Origin of the sequence: Stenotrophomonas sp. S39, assembly GCF_016624665.1 — a bacterium.
Classification (GTDB): Bacteria; Pseudomonadota; Gammaproteobacteria; order Xanthomonadales; family Xanthomonadaceae; genus Stenotrophomonas.
In genome coordinates, this window is record NZ_JACVTT010000087.1 from 1 (window position 1) to 20,409 (window position 20,409).

The 20,409-nt window shown below is 68.1% G+C and carries 12 protein-coding genes; 5 read left to right on the forward strand and 7 right to left on the reverse strand.

The features are described from left to right. Positions 1–309: 309 nt before the first annotated feature. The 5 genes from IAE41_RS18035 to IAE41_RS18055 form a co-directional block, all read right to left on the reverse strand. Positions 310–759 (reverse strand): transposase, encoded by a 450-nt coding sequence (locus IAE41_RS18035; protein ID WP_200734066.1) that lies wholly within the window; start codon positions 757–759, stop codon positions 310–312. Positions 760–1,089: 330 nt separating this feature from the next. Continuing rightward, entirely contained in the window at positions 1,090–2,421 is a 1,332-nt protein-coding gene (locus IAE41_RS18040; protein WP_200734067.1) for an O-antigen ligase family protein, read from the reverse strand. Next, the gene (locus IAE41_RS18045; RefSeq protein ID WP_200734068.1) at positions 2,402–3,517 is read right to left on the reverse strand and encodes a glycosyltransferase; all 1,116 of its coding nucleotides are present in this window, start codon (positions 3,515–3,517) and stop codon (positions 2,402–2,404) included. Before IAE41_RS18045 ends, IAE41_RS18040 begins: the two co-directional genes overlap by 20 nt. 12 nt (positions 3,518–3,529) lie before the next feature. Next, positions 3,530–3,727 (reverse strand): zinc-finger domain-containing protein, encoded by a 198-nt coding sequence (locus IAE41_RS18050; protein WP_079223205.1) that lies wholly within the window; start codon positions 3,725–3,727, stop codon positions 3,530–3,532. Between the two features lie 142 nt (positions 3,728–3,869). Continuing rightward, positions 3,870–6,611, reverse strand: coding sequence for a TonB-dependent receptor (locus tag IAE41_RS18055; RefSeq protein WP_200734069.1), 2,742 nt, complete (start codon positions 6,609–6,611; stop codon positions 3,870–3,872). Between the two features lie 418 nt (positions 6,612–7,029). Here IAE41_RS18055 and IAE41_RS18060 point away from each other — a divergent pair, with 418 nt between their 5' ends. Together IAE41_RS18060 and IAE41_RS18065 are read left to right on the forward strand one after the other, a co-directional pair. Next, the gene (locus IAE41_RS18060) at positions 7,030–10,380 is read left to right on the forward strand and encodes a GH92 family glycosyl hydrolase (protein WP_200734070.1); all 3,351 of its coding nucleotides are present in this window, start codon (positions 7,030–7,032) and stop codon (positions 10,378–10,380) included. Between the two features lie 65 nt (positions 10,381–10,445). Further along, a complete protein-coding gene (locus tag IAE41_RS18065; protein WP_234458747.1) occupies positions 10,446–11,123 on the forward strand; it encodes a basic secretory family protein in 678 nt (225 codons plus the stop codon). Positions 11,124–11,280: 157 nt separating this feature from the next. On the opposite strand, the gene IAE41_RS18070 is transcribed toward IAE41_RS18065, so the two are convergent. Then, positions 11,281–13,572: an NADP-dependent malic enzyme gene (locus IAE41_RS18070; RefSeq protein ID WP_200734072.1), complete on the reverse strand. Its 2,292-nt coding sequence runs from the start codon at positions 13,570–13,572 to the stop codon at positions 11,281–11,283. Between the two features lie 228 nt (positions 13,573–13,800). Next, positions 13,801–15,144 (reverse strand): dicarboxylate/amino acid:cation symporter, encoded by a 1,344-nt coding sequence (locus IAE41_RS18075; RefSeq protein WP_079223214.1) that lies wholly within the window; start codon positions 15,142–15,144, stop codon positions 13,801–13,803. A gap of 331 nt (positions 15,145–15,475) precedes the next feature. Here IAE41_RS18075 and IAE41_RS18080 point away from each other — a divergent pair, with 331 nt between their 5' ends. From IAE41_RS18080 to IAE41_RS18090, 3 genes are all read left to right on the forward strand, one after another. Continuing rightward, the gene (locus IAE41_RS18080; RefSeq protein WP_079223216.1) at positions 15,476–16,642 is read left to right on the forward strand and encodes a porin; all 1,167 of its coding nucleotides are present in this window, start codon (positions 15,476–15,478) and stop codon (positions 16,640–16,642) included. A 68-nt stretch (positions 16,643–16,710) separates the two neighbouring features. Continuing rightward, on the forward strand, positions 16,711–19,359 hold the full coding sequence (locus IAE41_RS18085; RefSeq protein ID WP_200734073.1) for a PAS-domain containing protein: 2,649 nt from the start codon (positions 16,711–16,713) through the stop codon (positions 19,357–19,359). Positions 19,360–19,851: 492 nt separating this feature from the next. Next, entirely contained in the window at positions 19,852–20,202 is a 351-nt protein-coding gene (locus tag IAE41_RS18090; protein WP_200734074.1) for a hypothetical protein, read from the forward strand. Positions 20,203–20,409 lie beyond the last annotated feature (207 nt).

Here is a 20,409-nt window from a genome sequence, read left to right on the forward strand (position 1 = left end):
CCGCGCCATCCACGCATGGCGTGGATCTACAACAATCCCGCGCGGACCGGGGATGTCCAGCCGCACCCGTCACTGCGCCATCCACGCATGGCGTGGATCTACAACACTCCCGCGCGGGCCGGGTTGGCCAGGATGTACGTCGCCCAGTAGATCCACGCCATGCGTGGATGATGTCCGGCCGCGCCCGTCACCGCGCCATCCACGCATGGCGTGGATCTACAACAATCCCGCGCGGACCGGGTTGGCCAGGATGTACGTCGCCCAGTAGATCCACGCCTGCGTGGATGATGTCCAGCCGACACCACCGTTTTACAGCGGCCACCGGCACCACGCGTAGGGGTATTCGCCCACCATGCAGGCCAACCCGGCACGCACCGGATTGGCCATGATGTACATCGCCTTCTCGTGCAATGACTCGTCGCTGCGCACCGCGTGGTCGTGGTACCCGTGCTGCCAGAGTGCGCCGCGCCGGCCCAGCTGCTGGTTCAGCAGACGGCTGCTACGCGATTTGAGCAGCGACATGCACTCGGCCAGGGTGCCCGTCTGCAGCTCCATCAACCAGTGCAGGTGGTCGGGCATCACCACCCAGGCGAGGCTGTGGCTGATACCGGCGCGCTCGACGAAGCGCAGGGCGTCGACCAGCATCGCGACGTTGGCGGCATCGGCGAAGAACGGTTCACGGCCGAGGGTGGTCGTGGTCAACAGATACACGTTACCCGTGCTGGAGTAACGGCCGTAGCGGAGTCGGGGGCTGGCCATGACCCCAGCGTGCAGCAGACGCGCGAGCACCGGTATTGGAGGCGTGCCCGTATTGGTGTCGGGAAAGCTCCATCCACGCATGGCGTGGATCTACTGCAACGCCCGCGGAAGATCCACGCCACGCGCGGATAAATCCAGTAGATCCACGCCATGCGTGGATGCCCATCCGGCAATCGCAGTAGATCCACGCCATGCGTGGATGCCCATCCGACAATCGCAGTAGATCCACGCCATGCGTGGATGCCCATCCGGCAATCGCGGTAGATCCACGCCATGCGTGGATGCCCATCCGGCAATCGCAGTAGATCCACGCCATGCGTGGATACGCGATCACGCGGCCTTTGGTACGTCGTCCGGTTCGCGGGCCAGCAGGGTGCCGACGAACAGCGCGGCCAGCAGCACGGTCACCCCGCCCCAGAACGCGGAATAGAACGCCAGGTGCGTGTTGAGCGGGAATACGGTGGCGGCCAGCGCCAGCATCGCCGGGCGTGCGCGCTCGCGTGCCCCCGGCGGTGCGAAGCGCCAGGCACGCCAGGCCTGGGCAACGGCAGCCAGCCACAGCAGCAGGCCGAGCACGCCGGTTTCGGCGAGGATTTCCAGCACGATCTGGTGCGCGTGCAGCGCCGGTTCGGCACCCCATACCGCCGGCCCCTGCTCGTCCACGCACTGCGGGTAGGCATCGCGGAAGCCGCGGGCGCCGACGCCGTTGATGGGGTGCGCGGCAATCATGCAGCCGGCCGCGCTCCAGATGCGGGCGCGCCCGGACAACGCCTGGTCGACGCCATCGGTGCCGCCATCCCAGGCCATCGCGGTACGCGTCACGCGCTCGCGCAGCTGCGGCACGCTGGCGGTCAGCGCTGCCGACGCCAGCACGCCGGCCAGCGCCAGCAGGCCCAGCCGCTTCCAGCCGAGCTGGCGCACGCCGCTGTAGGCGACGATGACGGCGAAGGTGATCCAGGACGCGCGCGAACCCGCCAGCAGCAGCACGATGGCCAGCGCCGCGCCGGCCAGCAGCCAGCCCGGCGTACCGAAGCGGCGCGCGGCCGGCAGCAGCAGGAACGGCGAGAGGCTGGCCAGAACCTGGCCGAACTTGAGGTTGCACGGCCCCAGCGGACCGCTGAGGCGGTCGGCCAGCGCCATCTCCTCGGCCGGGCACAGCGCATGGCCGCTGACCGCCAGTTTGAGCTGCTGCAGCGACCAGAACCACGGGCTGGTACCCGCCACCGCCTGTACCAGCGCATCCAGCGTCCACAGCGCGGTGATCAGCGCCAGGCCACCGAAGATCAGGCGCCGCCGCTGCGGCGTGGCCACGGCAATCGCCACCAGCCACATGAAGGGCAGGTAGCGCAGGCCGGCGGCGGCCTTGGTCCACGAGGCGGCGGGGTCGATCGCATCGAACGCCGAGAATGCCTGCGGCAGCCAGTAACCGAGGAACAGGATCGAGGTCAGTGCCCACGCGGCCGGCGTCAGCAGGTGCGGCCGCCGCTGCAGGCGGCGCATGACCATGCGCACCGCGGCGTACACCGCGCCGAGACCGAGCACGGTTTCAGCGATGCCCGGCAACGGCCACAGGGCCACATAGGCCAGCACCCACCACGGCGCCCAGCGCCCGGCGCGCGCGTCACCCGCGATGGGGGCGGCGTCAGCCTGCAAGGTCGGCATAGAGACGGAGGGTGTCGCGCTGCATGGCCTGCAGGGTAAACGGGATACGGCTCGGCAAGGACGGCGGCTGTGCCAGCAGGGCCAGCGCACGTTCACCCAGCGCCTGGGCATCGCCCAGCGGCACCGCGCCGGCCGGCTGCAGCTGCTGCAGCAGTTCGCCCACGCCGCCATGGTCCCAGCCCAGCACCGGGCGTCCGACCGACAGCGCCTCGACCACGGTACGGCCGAAGGCTTCGGGCTTGTCCGACAGCTGCAGCACCAGATCGCTGGCGGCGTAGGCCTGGGCGATCCGCGCGGTCGGGGGCGTGATCTGCACCGCCTCGGCCACGCCCAGCGCGGCCGCCTGGCGGCGCAGCTCGGCCACGTAGGCTTCACGCCCGGGTTCATCGGTGCCCAGCATCCACAGCTGCGCCGGTACGCCGGCAGCGTGCACGCCGGCCAGCAGCTGCAGGGCATGCGCATGGCCTTTCAGGCGGGTGCCGCGGCCCGGCAGCAGCAGCAGCGGGCCGTCGACCTGGGCCAGCCAGGGGTACTCGGCGGCCAGCGCCAGCCGCGGCCGGCGGTCGGCACGGGCCACGCGCGGGAACTGGCTGGCATCGACGCCGCGCGGAATGACCTGCAGGGCCTGTTCCGGCACCGTCGGATAATGCTGGCGCACGTAGTCGCGCACCGTGCTGGACACGCAGATGACGCGCTCGCCGCTGGTCATGACCGCGCTGTAGCGGCTGGGCGAATTCAACCCATGCACGGTGGTCACCCAGTGCGGGCGCTGCGCGGCGGGCATCGCCCGGATCGCGTACAGGCCCAGCCACGCCGGCAGGCGCGAACGTGCATGCACGATGTCCGCGCCGACCTCGGCGAACAACCGCCGCAGGGTGGGCAGGTGGCGCAGGGTCAGCAGCGATTTGCGGCCGATATCAAGGGTGAGGTGCTCGGCCCCGCTGTCCAGCAGCGGCTGCACCAGGCGGCCACCGGCGGACACCACCAGCGCGCGATGGCCGGCGGCGGCCAGGGCCGCAGCGATTTCCAGGGTCGAGCGCTCGACGCCACCGGAGTGCAGCGCCGGCAGCAACTGCACCACGGTCAGTCGGCGCATCAACGGGCCTGCTTAGTCGGCCAGCACGAAGGTGGAACCGCAGTACGGGCACTGCGCTTCGCCATTGGGCTCGTCTTCGATCGGCAGGTACACGCGCGGATGCGAGTTCCACAGCGCCATTTCCGGGGTCGGGCAGCTCAGCGGCAGGTCGCTGCGGTGCACGGTGTAGCGCTTTTCGGCGTTGGCGGGCGCGGTGGCGGTATGGCTCATGGCGGGTGTCGATGAACGGATTGCGAGGCCTGCGATTCTAGCACCTTGGGGCGGCACCCCGGCCGCCCCCTGCCCTTTGCCCCCGCCGCAGGCGCCTGCCGGGGCCAGCCGCTGGCCGGCCCCGGGGTCCAGGCGCACCGGCTTACTGGAAGTCCAGCGACAGTTCCAGGAAGGCCGAACGGCCGAAGGCGTTGTAGATGCCCTGGTCGTAGTACGGCCAGTTGCCGTTGCTGCGGTCGATCGGCGGCATCTCGTCGGTCAGGTTGTTGACCGTCAGCAGCAGGCTGGCCAGATCGTTGATGCGGTAACCGACGGTGGCGTTCCAGGTGGTCCACGGGCCGATGTTGCGCTGCTCGCCGCGGCTGTCCCAGGAGGGCGCATTGCGTATGCCGAAGGCGCTGGCGGTGAACGGCCCGCGCTTCCAGTTCACCCCCAGCGTGGCGCGGTACTGCAGTTCGTTGGAATTGGCACAGCACAACTGGTCGTAGACCGGGTCGCCTTCCTTGTCCTGGGTGGTGTGCTTGAGCGGCCGGTAGTAACCGGCATTGACCGCGAAGTCACCCACCGACTGCGTGTTCCAGCGATAGTCCAGCGCCGCCTGCACGCCGTTCTGGCGCTGGCTGGCGATGTTGATCGGATAGGAGAACACCTTGTCCACGCCGTTCGGATTGAGCGGATCGGTGGCCGGCTTGCGCTGCACCTGTCCCAGAACCTGCTGGCAGGTGGGCGATTTGATGTCGAACTGGGTCTGCCCGTTTTCCGAAACGCCCAGGCGGCAGTTGGCCTCGGTGTCGAGGATGCTGTCGGTGCCGAGGATGCGCACTTCGTTCTCGATGACCACCGAGTTGTAGTCCACCGACATCGTCAGGGCATTGTCCAGCGTCGACCACACCACGCCATAGGTGAAGGTGCGCGCGGTGATGTCCTTCAGGTCGCGGTTGCCGGTGCTGGAGGAGAGCACCGACAGGCCCGACTGGTCGCACTCGTCGAAATTGTCGGAGGTGTAGCCGGCCTGCCGGCATTGGTAGAGATCGGTGTTGGTGGTGTAGCCACTGCTTTCGCGCGAGAACAGGTAGAACATGTCCGGCGAGCGGAACGCGGTGGCGTAGCTGCCGCGCAGCAGCAGCGATTCGATCGGCCGGTACTCCAGGCCCAGCTTCCAGGTGGCCTTGCCGTTGCCACCGCCGCCCTGCAGGGCGTACTTGTCGTAGCGGCCGGACAGGTTGGCGCTGAACGTATCGAAGATCGGCACCTGCAGTTCTGCACCCAGCGCGTACAGGTCACGCTGGCCCTGCGCCGACGTGCCGGCGGTCTGCCCGCGGAACAGCACGCCCGCATTCGGATCGGCCGACTGGTTGAAGAACTTCTCGCGCTGGCCCTGCGCGATCAGCGCGAAGCCGACGTCGCCGGCCGGCAGGGTGAACAGCGAGCGATCGGTCAGCAGCGCCGTCACTGCCGTGCGCGAGGCGCTGGAAGCAGCACGGTTGAGGCCGCTGAAGCTGTCGTACTGGTCGCGGGTGATCGGCTGGTACAGGCGCGACAGGTCCGGCGCGTAGACCTCGTAGCCATCCTGCATGCCCAGCATCGGCCCCAGGTAGTAATCGTCCACGCCGTTCCGGGCGAGGAAGTCCGTGGATTTGCGGGTGACATCGGTGCTGGAGCGGTTGACGTAGACGTCGTAGTCGAAGCCACCGAGCACGCCGCGCACGCCGGCGGTGACATTCAGCGAGCGCGTGTAGACACGCTGGTCCTTGGCATCCAGGCCGACTTCCTCCGGCGCATAGATGCGCTGCCACTGTTCGTACTGGCCACTGGTCTGGTTGTAGAAGGTCTTGTTCCAGAACGGGCTGCCACCGCTGTAGGTCGGCCGGCCGAAGCCGAACAGGACGTCCGCGTACAGCTCGGTATCCGGGCTGACGTGGTAGCGCAGGAAGGTGGTGGCGTTGACGTCCTGGCTGGAGTTGTACAGCGAGGCGGTGCCGACGTTGTCGGGGGTACCGCAGTAGTAGCCGCCGCCGGAAATATCACGGTGCGCGTACACGGTGCTGCCACCGAACAGGTCCGACAGGGGCGCGCAGGTGGCTGCGCCCGGATCGATGTAGGCATTGGGCCCCATGCGCATGCGCAGGAAGCTGCGCGAGGGATCCTGCGGGCCGGTCGGGTTGTCGTTGACGCTGTCGATGCGGCTGCGGTCGAAGGCGTAGATCGCCTTCTGGTTGGTGTATTCCAGCCCGTAGCTGATATCGAGGTTGCCGAAGGTCTGGCCGCTGCTGGCGCTGAAGCGCTGGCTGGAGCCGCCGCCCTGGCTGTAGCCACCAACGCGGTAGCGCAGGTGGGTGCCTTCCACGCGGTCCTTCAGCACGATGTTGACCACGCCGGCAATGGCCGAGGAGCCGTACACCGACGACTGGCCACCGGTGAGCACGTCGATGCGCTCGACCATGCCCAGCGGGATGTTGGCGATGTCGGCGATGCTGGTGTTGCCGTTGTACGCCAGTGGGTAGCTGTTGATCGGCCGCCCGTTGATGAGCGTGAGGGTGTAGCTGGGATCCAGGCCGAACAGGCTGATGGTCTTGGCGCCCGGGGTGTAGAACCCGGTGCCCTGCGAATCCTGCACGGAACCATTCGACACCGGCAGCGAGCGCAGCGCGTCGAACACGGTGGTGAACCCCTGCGCCTGGATCTGCTCGGCGGTGATGGTGGTGACCGGCGAGGGGCCCTCCACCTGCGCGCGGGGGATGAGCGAGCCGGTGACCTTGACCGCATCCAGATCGCGGGTGCGCGGCGGATCGGCGCCCTCCCCCTGCGGAGCGGACTGGGCCTGTACGGCAAGCGGCGACAACAGCAACGACGACATCAACAACGACAACAACCGGGGTTTCATCAAGCTCTCTCCAGAGGCGGATGACGGTCCAGCCGGTGGGGGGCGGACGGGAAGGTCGTGGATGGACGGCAGTGGCGGGTAACAGCGGGGCGGCAACAGCGCCGGCCCGGATCAGGACATGCGGGGCATTCCGGTACAGGGGGTGAGCTGCGCACTTTTAAATCGATCCAAGGTCACCTGTCAATAATTTGAAATGAAACGGTTTTGCCGGATTTGGATCGAACTAATTGCACTTGTCAGGGGGCAACGGGCTGAGGCAGGATCGGGACGATTCCGACCCTGACCCGATCGCATGGCCCGACCCCCACCGGACCGGCATCGCCCCTTTCCACTGCCCCCTGGGCGGCGGGCGCGATGCTGTCCGTGGTGCGTGCCGATGCGGGTTCTGCCAGCCGCCTGCCCTACCGGGAGACCCTGCATGACCCTGTCCGATCCGCGCCGCGCCCTGCTTCCGCTTGCCCTCGCCCTGGCCTGCGCCACCCCCGCCCTGCCCGCACTGGCGCAGGGCCTGCAGACCTCGTTCGAAGCGGGTGAGCCGGCACCGGACAAGGCCGGCGGCACCCTGCAGGTGCAGATCGGCAACGGCCCGGCCGAGCCCTATGCCGCCAAGCCCAACGTCGGCTACAGCGGCCTGCGCGCCCTGCACTACCAGGCCGCCGGTGGCACCGCGCGGCGCGAGCTGTTCAGCACCGACCTGGCCATCGATGCCGATACCACCCTGTCCTGGCTGGTGCTGCCGGAGATCGTCGGCAAGGACACCGTGGCCTCCACCCATGTCTCGCTGGACCTGCGCCTGGACGATGGCAGCCGCGTTTCCGCCAGCAGCGCGCGCGACCAGCACGGCATCGCGCTGGGCGCACGCGCGCAGGGCGAATCGAAGACGCTGTACCCGCAGCAGTGGGCACGCAAGGCGGTGCGCCTGGGCGATGTGCCGGCGCTGCGCGGCCGCCGCGTGGTCGCCATCGAACTGGAGGTGGCCAGCGCCGACGGCGCGCCGGTGTCCGGCTGGATCGACGACGTGCGCCTGGATGCGCAGCCGCGCACCGTGCCGCAGCGGGTTTCGGACTGGGTGCTGACCACCCGCGGCACCCAGGCCAACGGCACCTTCTCGCGTGGCAACAACTTCCCGGCCACCGCGGTGCCGCATGGCTTCAACTTCTGGACCCCGGTGACCGATGCCGGTGCACTGAACTGGCTGTACCGCTGGAACGAGCAGAACGATGCGAAGAACCGCCCGCAGCTGCAGGCACTGGCACTGAGCCACCAGCCCAGCCCGTGGATGGGTGACCGCCAGACCTTCCAGGTGATGCCTTCGGCCAGCCGCGGCGTGCCCGAGGCCGACCGTGGCAAGCGCGCGCTGTCCTTCGACCGCGGCCATGAAAGCGCGCGGCCGTACCGCTACGACGTGCGCTTCGACAACGGCATCGCCGCGTCCATCGCGCCGACCGACCATGCCGCACTGTTCCACTTCGCCTTCCCCGAGGGCGGTGATGCCAACCTGCTGTTCGACAATGTCGATGCACGTGGCGGCCTGACCCTGGATGCGGCCACGCAGACCCTCAGCGGCTACACCGACACCCGCAGCGGGCTGTCCAACGGTGCGACCCGCATGTACGTGGTCGCCCGCTTCGACAAGCCGTGGCGCAGCAGCGGCCGCATCGACACCGGCCGCCCCACCGGCTACATCAAGTTCGACGCCGGCAGCGACCACCAGGTGACCATGCGCATCGCCACCTCGCTGATCTCGGTCGAGCAGGCGCGGCACAACCTGGAGCTGGAAATCGCCGCCGCCGACACGCTCGACAGCGTGGCCGGCCGCGCGCAGGACGCCTGGGACGCACGCCTGGCCCGCTTCGACATCGGCAATGCCAGCGACGATGCCAAGACCACGCTGTATTCCAGCCTCTACCGCCTGTACCTGTACCCCAATTCCGGCCACGAGAATGCGGGCACCGCCGCCGCGCCCGACTGGCGCTATGCCAGCCAGGCCAGCGCCGAGGACAACAACACCGACGGCAGCGCCACCCGCAGCTTCGCGCCGGTGCGCGACGGCCAGGTGTACGTCAACAATGGCTTCTGGGACACCTTCCGCACCACGTGGCCGGCCTATGCGCTGTTCACCCCGGACGATGCCGGCAAGCTGGTGCAGGGCTTCATCGAGCAGTACCGCGCGGGCGGCTGGATCGCGCGCTGGTCCTCGCCGGGCTATGCGGACCTGATGGTCGGCACCAGCTCGGACGTGGCCTTCGCCGATGCATGGCTGAAGGGCATCGGTGGTTTCGACCCGGCCGAGGCCTATGCCGCGGCGCTGAAGAACGCCACCGTGGTGCCGCCGGACCGCCATGTCGGCCGCAAGGGCATGGACCGTTCGACGTTCCGCGGCTACGCCAGCGCCGACGTGCATGAAGGCATGTCGTGGACGATGGAAGGCGCGTTGAACGACTTCGGCATCGCCAACATGGCCGAGGCCCTGGCCAAGCGCGCGACCAGCAAGGCCGCCCGCGAGCGCTACACGACCGAGGCCGAGTACTTCCGCTATCGCGCGGCCGGCTATTCGACCCTGTTCGACCCGGCCGCCGGTTTCTTCCAGGGCCGCAAGGCCGATGGCAGCTGGCGCCTGGATGCCAAGGCCTACGACCCGCGCGTGTGGGGCTACGACTACACCGAGTCCAACGGCTGGACGTTCGCGTTCACCGCCGCGCACGATGGCGAAGGCCTGGCCGCGCTGTACGGCGGCCGCGACAAGCTGGCGGCCAAGCTGGACACCTTCTTCTCGACCCCGGAAACCGCCGACCCGGCGCTGGCCGGCTCCTACGGCGGCACCATCCACGAAATGACCGAGGCGCGTGATGTGCGCATGGGCATGTACGCGCACAGCAACCAGCCGGCGCACCACATCCCGTGGATGTACCTGTACGCCGGGCAACCGTGGAAGACCCAGCAGCACGTGCGCGAGATCCTGTCGCGGCTGTATGTCGGCAGCGAGATCGGCCAGGGCTACCCGGGCGATGAGGACAACGGCGAGACCTCGGCCTGGTACGTGCTGGCCTCGCTGGGCCTGTACCCGCTGCGCATGGGCGCGCCGGAGTACGTGATCGGCTCGCCGGCGTTCGAGCACGCCCGGGTGGAACTGCAGGGCGGCGCGGTGCTGACCGTCAACGCGGCCAACAACTCGGCGCAGAACGTCTACGTGCAGTCGCTGAAGATCAACGGCAAGCCGTGGACGAAGACCTGGGTGCCGCACGAGGTGATCGCCAAGGGCGCGACGCTGGACTTCGTGATGGGCCCGCAGCCGTCGCGCTGGGGCAGCGGTGCCGACGATGTGCCGCGTTCGCTGACCGCGCCCGGCCAGCGCCCGCAGATGCTGCATGACCTGCTCGGCAACGGTGCCCGTGCGGCGCTGGCCGATGGCCGTGCCGTGCCGGCGCTGCTGGACGACGATGCGACCACGGCCGTGCCGCTGGGCGCCGGTGCCACCATTGCACTGAGCGCAGTGGGCGATGGTGCACCGACGATGTACACGCTGACCAGCGGCGACGGTGCGATCCGTGGCGGCAGCTGGACCCTGGAAGCGCGCAGCAATGGCGGCGCGTGGGTCGTGCTGGACGAACGCAGCGGCGAGACCTTCGACTCGCCCCGCCAGACCCGTCCGTTCCGCATCGCCACGCCTGCCCGGCATGCCGAGTACCGCCTGCGCCTCGGCGCGCCGGGACGCCTGGCCCTGGCCGAGATCGAACTGCTCGCCCCCGCCTCCACCCTGGCCCGTTGAGGAAACCGATGACTGCGTTCCGACTGCTGCTGTCCGCCACCGCCCTGTCTGCCGCCCTCGCCAGCATGCCTGCGCATGCCCTGGAGAGCACCGAGATGCGCCAGGGCGTGACCCTGCACTACACCGACGCCACCGATGCGCTGGATGCACCGATGCGCGCGCGCATCATCGAGACCTTCTTCTCGGCCTACCTGCGCGAGCGGGCGGATTTCCATCCGGCCGCGCCCAGCCGGGTCGGCATCGTCATCGACCCCGGCTACGACGGCGTGGCCTATGTGGGGGACAAGGAGAAAGCGGCCACCATCACCATCAACCCCGGCTGGCTGGCCAAGCATCCGGCTGACCTGGACCTGGTGACGCACGAAGCGATGCACATCGTGCAGGGCTATCCCAGCTACGGCGACCAGCAGGTGCCGGGCTGGCTGGTGGAAGGCATCGCTGATTACGCGCGCGACCGCTACGGCATGGGCAATGCTGCCGCCGGCTGGGCGTTGCCGCAGAAGGTCGGCGCGGGCCAGACCGTGGAAAGCGGCTACCGGGTGACCGGCGCGTTCCTGAAGTGGGCCGAGGGTGGACACCCCGGCCTGGTGCTGGCGCTGGACAAGGCGCTGCGTGCAGGCCAGTACACCCCGGCGCTGTGGCAGACGCACACCGGCAAGGCACTGCCTGCGTTGTGGAGCGCGTACGCCGGGCCGCGAATGGATGCGCCGACGGCGGCACCGGCTGGGCACGGCAAGCGCTGACCGCAGGTAGCGCCGGGCCATGCCCGGCGGAATGCCTGATCCGCCGCGCTGCGCGCTCGCCGGGCATGGCCCGGCGCTACCCGATCCCTTTCCGCCGGGTGGAAACAGAAACGCGCCCCGTAGGGCGCGTTTCTGCTGCAGTCGCGGGAACGAGGGCTTACGCCTTCTTTTCCGCTTCCAGCTGCTTGCGGATCTGTGCATCGACGGCGGCGATCGCGGTCATGTTCAGCACGCGGCGCGAGGTCGCGCTGGTGGTGAGGATATGCACCGGCTTGTTCACGCCCATCAGGATCGGACCAATCGCCACGCCGTCGGTGAACACGCGCACCAGGTTGTACGCGATGTTGGCCGCTTCCAGGTTCGGCAGCACGAACAGGTTGGCACGGCCCTGCAGGGTCGAGCCCGGCAGCAGCTTCTGGCGCAGGGCTTCATCCCATGCGGTGTCGCCCTGCATTTCGCCGTCCACGTTCAGGCGCGGGTTGCGCTTGAGCAACATCTCGCGCACCTGGCGCATCTTCAGCGCGTCCTTCGAATCGTGGCTGCCGAAGTTGGAGTGCGACAGCAGCGCCACCTTCGGCTCGATGCCGAACAGCTTCATGCGGTAGGCGGCCTGCAGGGTCGCCTCGCACAGCTGCTCGGCGGTCGGGTCTTCCTGCACGTGGGTGTCCACGAAGAAGAACACGCCCTGCTGGTTGATCACGCCGGTCATGGCCGAGGTCGAAGTGACCTTCGATTCCAGCGGCAGCACGCTGCGCACGTAGCCCAGCTTCTTGTGGAAGCGGCCGACGATGCCGGTCAGCATCGCATCGGCTTCGCCACGGGCCACCATCACGGCGGCGATCAGGGTCGGGCGCGAACGCATCAGGTTCTTCGCCGCGGCCACGGTCACGCCGCGGCGGCCGGTCAGGCCGTGGTAGTACTGCCAGTATTCGTTGAAGCGCGGGTCGTCATTGATGTTGGTGACTTCAATGTTCTCGCCCACCTTCAGGCGCAGGCCGAGACGCTCGATGCGCGATTCGATGACGTCCGGGCGGCCGATCAGGATCGGGTGCGCCAGGCCTTCGTCGACCACGTTCTGCACTGCCTGCAGCACCACTTCTTCTTCGCCCTCGGCGTAGACCACGCGCTGCTTGTCGCTGCGCGCGCGGTCGTAGACCGGCTTCATCATCAGGCTGGTGCGGTAGACGAACTGGGCCAGCTTGTCGCGGTAGGCGCCCATGTCGGCGATCGGGCGGGCGGCCACGCCCGAATCCATCGCGGCCTGGGCCACGGCGGCCGACAGCTCCACCAGCAGGCGGCGGTCGAACGGACGCGGGATCAGGTATTCACGGCCGAAGCTCGGGGTATCACCGCCATAGGCCGAGCCCATGTCGGTGGCCGCACGGCGGGCCAGCGCGGCGATGGCGCGCACGCAGGCGATCTTCATTTCCTCGTTGATCGCGGTGGCGCCGACGTCCAGCGCGCCGCGGAACAGGTACGGGAAGCACAGCACGTTGTTGACCTGGTTCGGGTAATCCGAACGGCCGGTGCCGATGATCGCGTCCGGACGGGCGGCGCGCGCCAGTTCCGGCATGATTTCCGGGGTCGGGTTGGCCAGGGCGAAGATCACCGGATCCGGCGCCATCGTCTTGACCATCTCGGCGGTCAGGATGCCCGGGGCCGACAGGCCCAGGAAGATGTCCGCGCCGTCGACGATCTCGGCCAGGGTGCGCTTGTCGGTGTCGCGCGCATAGCGCTGCTTTTCCGGGTCAAGGTCGGTACGGCCGGTGTGGATGACACCCTCGCGGTCGAAGGCCAGGATGTTCTCCGGCTTCAGGCCCAGCTGCACCAGCATGTTCACGCAGGAAATGCCGGCGGCGCCCATGCCCGTGGTCGCCAGCTTCACTTCCTCGATCTTCTTGCCGGTGATGGCCATGGCGTTGAGCACCGCTGCGCCGACGATGATCGCCGTGCCGTGCTGGTCGTCATGGAACACCGGGATCTTCATGCGCTCGCGCAGCTTGCGCTCGACCACGAAGCATTCCGGGGCCTTGATGTCTTCCAGGTTGATGCCGCCGAAGGTCGGCTCCAGCGAGGCGATGATGTCGACCAGCTTGTCCGGGTCGGTCTCGTCCACTTCGATGTCGAACACATCGATGCCGGCGAACTTCTGGAACAGCACGCCCTTGCCTTCCATGACCGGCTTGCCGGCGAGCGCGCCGATGTTGCCCAGGCCCAGCACCGCGGTGCCATTGGAAATGACCGCCACCAGGTTGCCGCGCGCGGTCAGCTCGCTGGCCTGCTGCGGGTCCGCCTTGATCGCTTCACAGGCGTACGCAACGCCCGGCGAATACGCCAGCGACAGGTCGCGCTGGGTCAGCATGGGCTTGGTTGCAGAGACCTTGATCTTGCCCGGCGGGGACATCCGGTGGTAATCGAGGGCGGCCTGTTTGAAATCTTCGTTGGACATCGACTTGGATTAATGAATGGGCAAGGGGGACAGGGGATGATACCCCCGTTGGAGGGCCTGGACCTGTCGCTATCCTGTCGCAACCATGCTGCGAGCGCACAATTCCGTGCCGTATGCGACAGGTCCGGGGACCAGCTTCGGCGTTGCCCATGACAGCCATGGGTCGCCTTGAAACGTTGCGGGGCCGCGCCACTCACGTGACCGGCCCCGCGGTACCACACACCTGTGTCAGCCCTTGGCGGGCAGTGCCTCCGGCACGGCATCGACCGGCGGCGGCAGCTCGCTCTCGCGGCCGTCCAGCGCCAGCTTCAGGCGGTCACGGTCCAGCGCGCCTTCCCAGCGCGAGACCACCACCGTGGCCACCGCGTTGCCGATGAAGTTGGTCAGCGAGCGGCATTCGCTCATGAAGCGGTCCACGCCGAGGATCAGCGCCATGCCGGCCACCGGCACTTCCGGCACCACGGCCAGGGTGGCGGCCAGGGTGATGAAGCCGGCACCGGTGACACCGGCCGCGCCCTTGGAGCTGAGCATGGCGACCAGCAGCAGGGCGATCTGGTGGCCCAGGGTCAGTTCGGTGTTGGTGGCCTGGGCGATGAACAGCGCCGCCAGGGTCATGTAGATGTTGGTGCCGTCCAGGTTGAACGAGTAGCCGGTGGGGACCACCAGGCCGACCACCGACTTGCTGCAGCCGGCGCGTTCCATCTTCTCCATCAGCGACGGCAGTGCCGATTCGGAGGACGAGGTGCCCAGCACCAGCAGCAGTTCGGCCTTCAGGTAGCGGGCCAGCTTGAACACCGAGAACCCGCACAGGCGGCAGACCACGCCCAGGATGACGGCCACGAACAGGAAGGCGGTGAGGTAGAACGAACCCACCAGCCAGGCCAGGTTGATCAGCGAGCCCACGCCATACTTGCCGATGGTGAAGGCGATGGCACCGAAGGCACCGATCGGGGCGGCCTTCATCAGGATGTGCACCAGCTTGAACACCGGGGCGACCAGCGCCTCCAGGAAGTTCACGATCGGCTTGCCCTTCTCACCCACCGAAGCCAGCGCGATGCCGAACAGCACGGCCACGAACAGCACCTGCAGGATGTTGCCATCGACGAAGGCGCTGATCAGCGTCTTCGGGATGACGTCCATCAGGAAGCCGACCAGGGTCAGGTCATGCGACTTCTCGACGTAGCTGTGGACCGCGGTCTGGTCCAGCTCGGCCGGGTTGATGTTCATGCCCGCGCCGGGCTGCACGACGTGCGCCACGATCATGCCCACGATCAGGGCCAGGGTGGAGAAGAACAGGAAGTACGCCATCGCCTTGGCGAAGACGCGGCCCACCGTGCGCAGGTGGGTCATGCCGGAGATGCCGGTGACGATGGTCAGGAAGATCACCGGCGCGATGATCATCTTCACCAGGTTGATGAAGGCATCGCCCAGCGGCTTCATCTTCTCGCCGATCAACGGCTCGTAGTGGCCGAGGACGGCGCCCAGGATGATCGCCACGATCACCTGGAAGTACAGCTGGCGGTAAAGCGGCAGCGGCTTGCTGGGCAGCGCCGGGGTGGTCGGGATGTGCATGGCGGACTCCGGAAGGGGAGAGTTCTGTCGCGAACGGCCCCTGATGGCACAGGGACCGCCTCCGTGGATCTGGCCGCAGGCCCGGCACGGCGTGTGCGGAGGTGCGACCAATGGACGCCTTTGTACGCGCCGGGCACGCCAGCGCAGATAACCTATTGGTACTAGCCCCCCGGTTCAGGTGGCGCGGGTGCCTACACTGGCGCCGCACCGCCTGTCCCGGGCCCGGCCGCCGGCCCGACCTGAACGATCGGGCGCCCCCCTGCGAAAGTTCCGGCCATTGCGGCCGTTGTTGTCCTGTCCACACGCATCCGAGAGAGAGAGCCGCACCACCATGCGCCCGATTCCGACCCTTCTGGCCCTGTCGCTGGCCACCCTGCCCGCCTTCGCTTCCGCCGCCGATTTCGACAACTGGCCGACCAAGTACGCCTTCAGCGACGGTACCGAGCTGGCGGCCACTGCCAACATCGCCTACGACTACAACGACTTTTCCTCGGCCAGCGGCATCGAAGACGATGACGCGGTGCGTCGCAAGGAATTCGGCGCGACCCTGAAGAAGAAGGGCGTGTACGACGCGATGGTCTATTACGATTTCCAGGCCGACACCTGGCTGGACGTGTTCGTGCGTTTCGAGAGCAAGGCCTTCTTCGGCCGTGACGTCGGCCGTTTCCGCTTCGGCTACATGAAGACCCCGGTCGGCCTGGACGCCAACACCTCCTCGCGCGCCGGCAGCTTCCTGGAGACCGCGCTGCCCGTGCAGGCCTTCTACGCAGGCCGCCGCACCGGCGTGGAGTGGGTGCTGGAACGCCCGCAGTACCTGCTGCAGGCCGGCGCTTACGGCGGCAAGGACCTGCAGGGTGACAACCCGGGCACCACCCAGGCCGTGCGCGCGGTCTGGACCCCGGTGAAGGCACCGGGCGATGTGGTCCACCTGGGCCTGGCCTATTCGCAGGAAAACCCGCGCGGCTACAGCGACGGCCGCGACGTGCACCACGAAGCCAGCGCCCGCCTGCGCGCGCGCCCGGAAGCCGGCCTGACCGACATCCGCCTGGTCGACTCCGGCGCCCTGGTCACCGCCGACCAGATCCGCCGCACCGGCCTGGAAGGCATCTGGATCCGTGGCCCGTTCTCGCTGCAGGCCGAAGCCCTGCAGGCAACGGTGACCCGCAAGGGCCTGCCCGACTACACCGGCAATGGCGAATACGCCATGGCCAGCTGGGTGCTGACCGGCGAATCGCGCCCGTACAACGCCGGCGCGGTGGCCAACATCAAGCCGGCCCACAGCTACGGCGCGGTCGAGCTGCTGGCCCGCTACAGCCGCCTGGACCTGGACGATGGCAGCATCCTCGGCGGCCGCCAGCACGACCTGACCGTGGGCGCCAACTGGTACCTGACCAGCCACTTCAAGTTCCAGGCCAACTACGTGAAGGTCGATGCCAGCCGCCGTGGCGTGCACAGCACCCCGGAAATCTTCGAACTGCGCGCGCAGATGCACTTCTGATCCCTTCCACGGACCAGAAACCGGCGGGCGTGCATGCCACGCCCGCCGGCCCTGCGTAGACTGCCGCCATGTACTGGCTCAGCCGCCACCGGATGCTGTTGCTGACCATCGCGGTGATGGTCGGTGGCACCGTGCTGTGCGCGATCGCCGCTGGCCACTTCGCCTGGCGGCGCGCACTGGCCGCTGAAAGCAACCAGGTGCAGCGCCAGCTGCAGCTGTACGGCCAGGGCCTGCAGCAGCGCATCGACCGCTTCGGCACCCTGCCGCAGGTGATGGCGCTGGACCCGGACCTGCTGCAGGCGCTCCGTGCGCCGTTGACACCGGCCGCAACGCAGCGCCTGAACCTCAAGCTGCAGCGCGCCAACCAGGTCACCCGCACCTCGACCCTCACCCTGGTCGGCCGCAATGGCGTGGCCGTGGCGGCCAGCAATTTCGACCAGCCCTCGACCAACGTCGGCGAGGACTACGCCTACCGCCCCTATTACCAGCAGGCGCTGGCGCACGGCCGCGGCCGCTTCTACGGCATCGGCATGACCACCGGCGTGCCGGGCTACTTCATGTCCGAGGCGATCGTCGATGGCGATGGCCAGCGCATCGGCGTGATCGTCATCAAGATCGAGCTGTCCGCGCTGGAACAGGAATGGCTGGGCAGCCCCGACGTGGTACTGGCCAGCGACAACCATGATGTGGTGTTCCTGGCCAACCGCGATGAGTGGCGCTACCGCCTGCTGCGCCCGCTGGGCGCGGACGAGCGCCGCGAGATGCTCGATGCCCGCCAGTACGCCGACCGTTCGCTGCAGCCGCTGCGCGTGCGCACCGAGGACGTGCTGGCCGATGGCGGGCGCATGGTCCGCCTGCTCGACCCGGCCCTGCCGCAGGCGATGCTGTGGCAGACACTGCCGCTGCCCGACGAGGACTGGAGCCTGCACCTGCTGCATGATGCCGGCGGTGCGGCCAGCGCGGGCCGCGCCGCCGCGATGGCCGGTGCCGCCGTCTGGTTGGCGCTGGGCTTCCTGGTGCTGTTCGTGCAGCAGCGCCGGCGCCTGTCGCGGCACCGCCAGCGCAGCCGCAGCGAGCTGGAAACCCTGCTCAAGCAGCACGCGCAGGAACTGCGCACCGCCCAGGATGGCCTGCTGCAGGCCGCCACCGATGCCGACAGTGGCCTCAGCCGCAGCCTGGAACACCTGCCGCAGGGCGTGGTCATCATCGACCGCGAACTGCGCCTGGTGGCATGGAATTCACGCTACATCGAGCTGTTCCGCTTCCCGCAGGGGCTGGTCCGCGTGGGCCGGCCGATCGAAGAGCTGTTCCGCTTCAACGCCCGCCGCGGCCTCCTCGGCCCCGGCCCCATCGACGATGCCATCGAGCGCCGCCTGAACCACCTGCGCAGCGGCCGCCCGCACATGCGCGAAAGCGAGAAGGACGACGGCACGGTGCTGGAAATCCGCGGCAACCCCCTGCCCGACGGCGGCTTCGTCACCAGCTACGCGGACATCACCAGCTACAAGAACGCCGCGCGCGAACTGCGCTCGCTGGCCGATGCGCTGGAACACCGCGTGGCCGAGCGCACCCATGACCTGGACGAAGCACGCCGCGAAGCCGTACAGGCCAACCGCTACAAGACCCGCTTCGTCGCCTCGGCGGTGCACGACCTGCTGCAGCCGCTCAATGCCGCCCGCATGTTCGTCTCCGTGCTGCGTGCCCGCCTGAGCGGTGAAGCACGCGAACTGAGCGAGCACGTCGATGCCGCACTGGCCGCGCAGGACGCCATCCTCAACAGCCTGCTGGACATCTCGCGGCTGGAATCGGGCTCGCTGCAGACCCGCGTGCGCACGTTCGCGCTGTCGCCGCTGCTGGAAACCCTGGCCCGCGAGTTCGGCATCGCCGCACAGAGCCGCGGCCTGCAGCTGCACTGGGTCGACACGCGCGCCGTGGTGGTCAGCGATGAAGCACTGCTGCGCCGCATCCTGCAGAACTTCCTGTCCAACGCCTTGCGCTACACCCCGCGCGGGCGCGTGCTGATCGGCTGCCGCCGCGTGGGCGACCAGCTGCGCATCGAAGTGCACGACCAGGGGCCCGGCATTCCGGAAAGCCTGCAGGGCGAGATCTTCGAGGAATTCCGCCGCCTGAACGATGGCGTCGAACAGGAACGTGGCGCCGGCCTGGGCCTGGCCATCGTCGAACGCATCGGCCGCCTGCTGGGCCACCGCATCAGCCTGCGCTCCACCCTGGGCAAGGGCAGCGTGTTTGCGGTGAGCGTGGCGCTGGGCCATGCCGACGATGTGGCCGCGCCGGCACCGCCGCCCATGCTGGCGGCCGAACCGTCCGACGACAGCCCGCTGCGCCAGTGCCGGGTGTGGAGCATCGACGATGACCCGCGCGTGTGCGCGGCCACGCGTGCCCTGCTGGAGCGCTGGGGTTGCAACGTGGAGCTGGCCGATGGCCCGCAGGGCGCGCTGGAGATTGCCAGTGCACTGAACGTGCCGCAGTTGTTGCTGCTGGACGTGCGCATGGGCCAGTGGCACGGCCCGGATCTGTACGAGGCGCTGTGTACGCTGTGGCAGGCACGGCCGCCGGTGATCCTGGTGACTGCCGAGCGCGATGACGCGCTGAAAGCCCATGCGGCCGAGCAGGGCTGGGGCATGGTGGCCAAGCCGGTGAAGCCACCCGCGCTGCGCGCGTTGATGACGCAGATGCTGTTGCGGCATCGCGGGTAACGTCGAGCGTGCTCGACTGCAGCCGCTCACGCTGCGCTGGAACATCGCTGCTGCGTCATGCACGTTTGATGCAACACACGGAAGTTCCCCTAGGAGCAAATGAGAATCCGCCTACTGACCGGCCGCACGAACCTGTCGGACAATCCATGACACCGCCGTTCGGCGAATGGGACCAGAGGCCGGAAGATGGGATCTGTTGCGATGGGAGGCCGCCTGGTCACCGCCGGCCTCACGGCGGCGGCGCTGCTTTGTTGCGGAGGCTGTTCCAGTGAAAACGAAGGCCATCCGGAGTCAACTCGGCCACATCCCGCAGTGCGTCAGGCATCGGGCCACACTGGCAACGAGTCCCGGGATGCAGATGAAAGCTCACTGGTCAGTGCAGCGAAGCATAAGGCTTCGTCTGCCAACCCTGGCGCAGCGGGTTCGTTCGGGTATCTCCATGCGGAATCAGAGCTCGTGTTCAATGGAGGACTCTCCAGCCGGGAGGCGGGAGTGCTGCTGCGCTCCCACAGCAGCCTGTTCGATGCAATGGATCGCCTGTCACAGGAATCGGCATCCAGTCCGGAAGCACAGGACCTGACCGGCCACCATCGTTCCTCTCTGGTGCGTGCAATGGGGAACAGTGCCGCGCTTGAGCGTTTGTCCTGCGGACTCAGCCTCTGCATCGGCGTCGCCCATGCCCGAAGCGGAAGTGACCATGCGGCATGGAATGACAGATTTGGAGCTGACCCTGCCGCGCTTACCTATAGCTACGTGGAAGCCGTCGAGGCCGTCGGCGGCGGATACGAAAGCAGATTCATTTTCTCCACCGACCCGGCGCTGAACTCGATCAGCGGTGACTGAGCCAGATGCAGCCGAGCGTGGGCTCGGCTCCACGTAGCGTCGAGCTTGCTCGACTACCGCTCCTGTAGAGTCGAGCTTGCTCGACTACCGCTCTTGTAGAGTCGAGCTTGCTCGACTACCGCTCTTGTAGAGTCGGGCTTGCTCGACTACCGCTCTTGTAGAGTCGAGCTTGCTCGACTACCGCTCTTGTAGAGTCGAGCTTGCTCG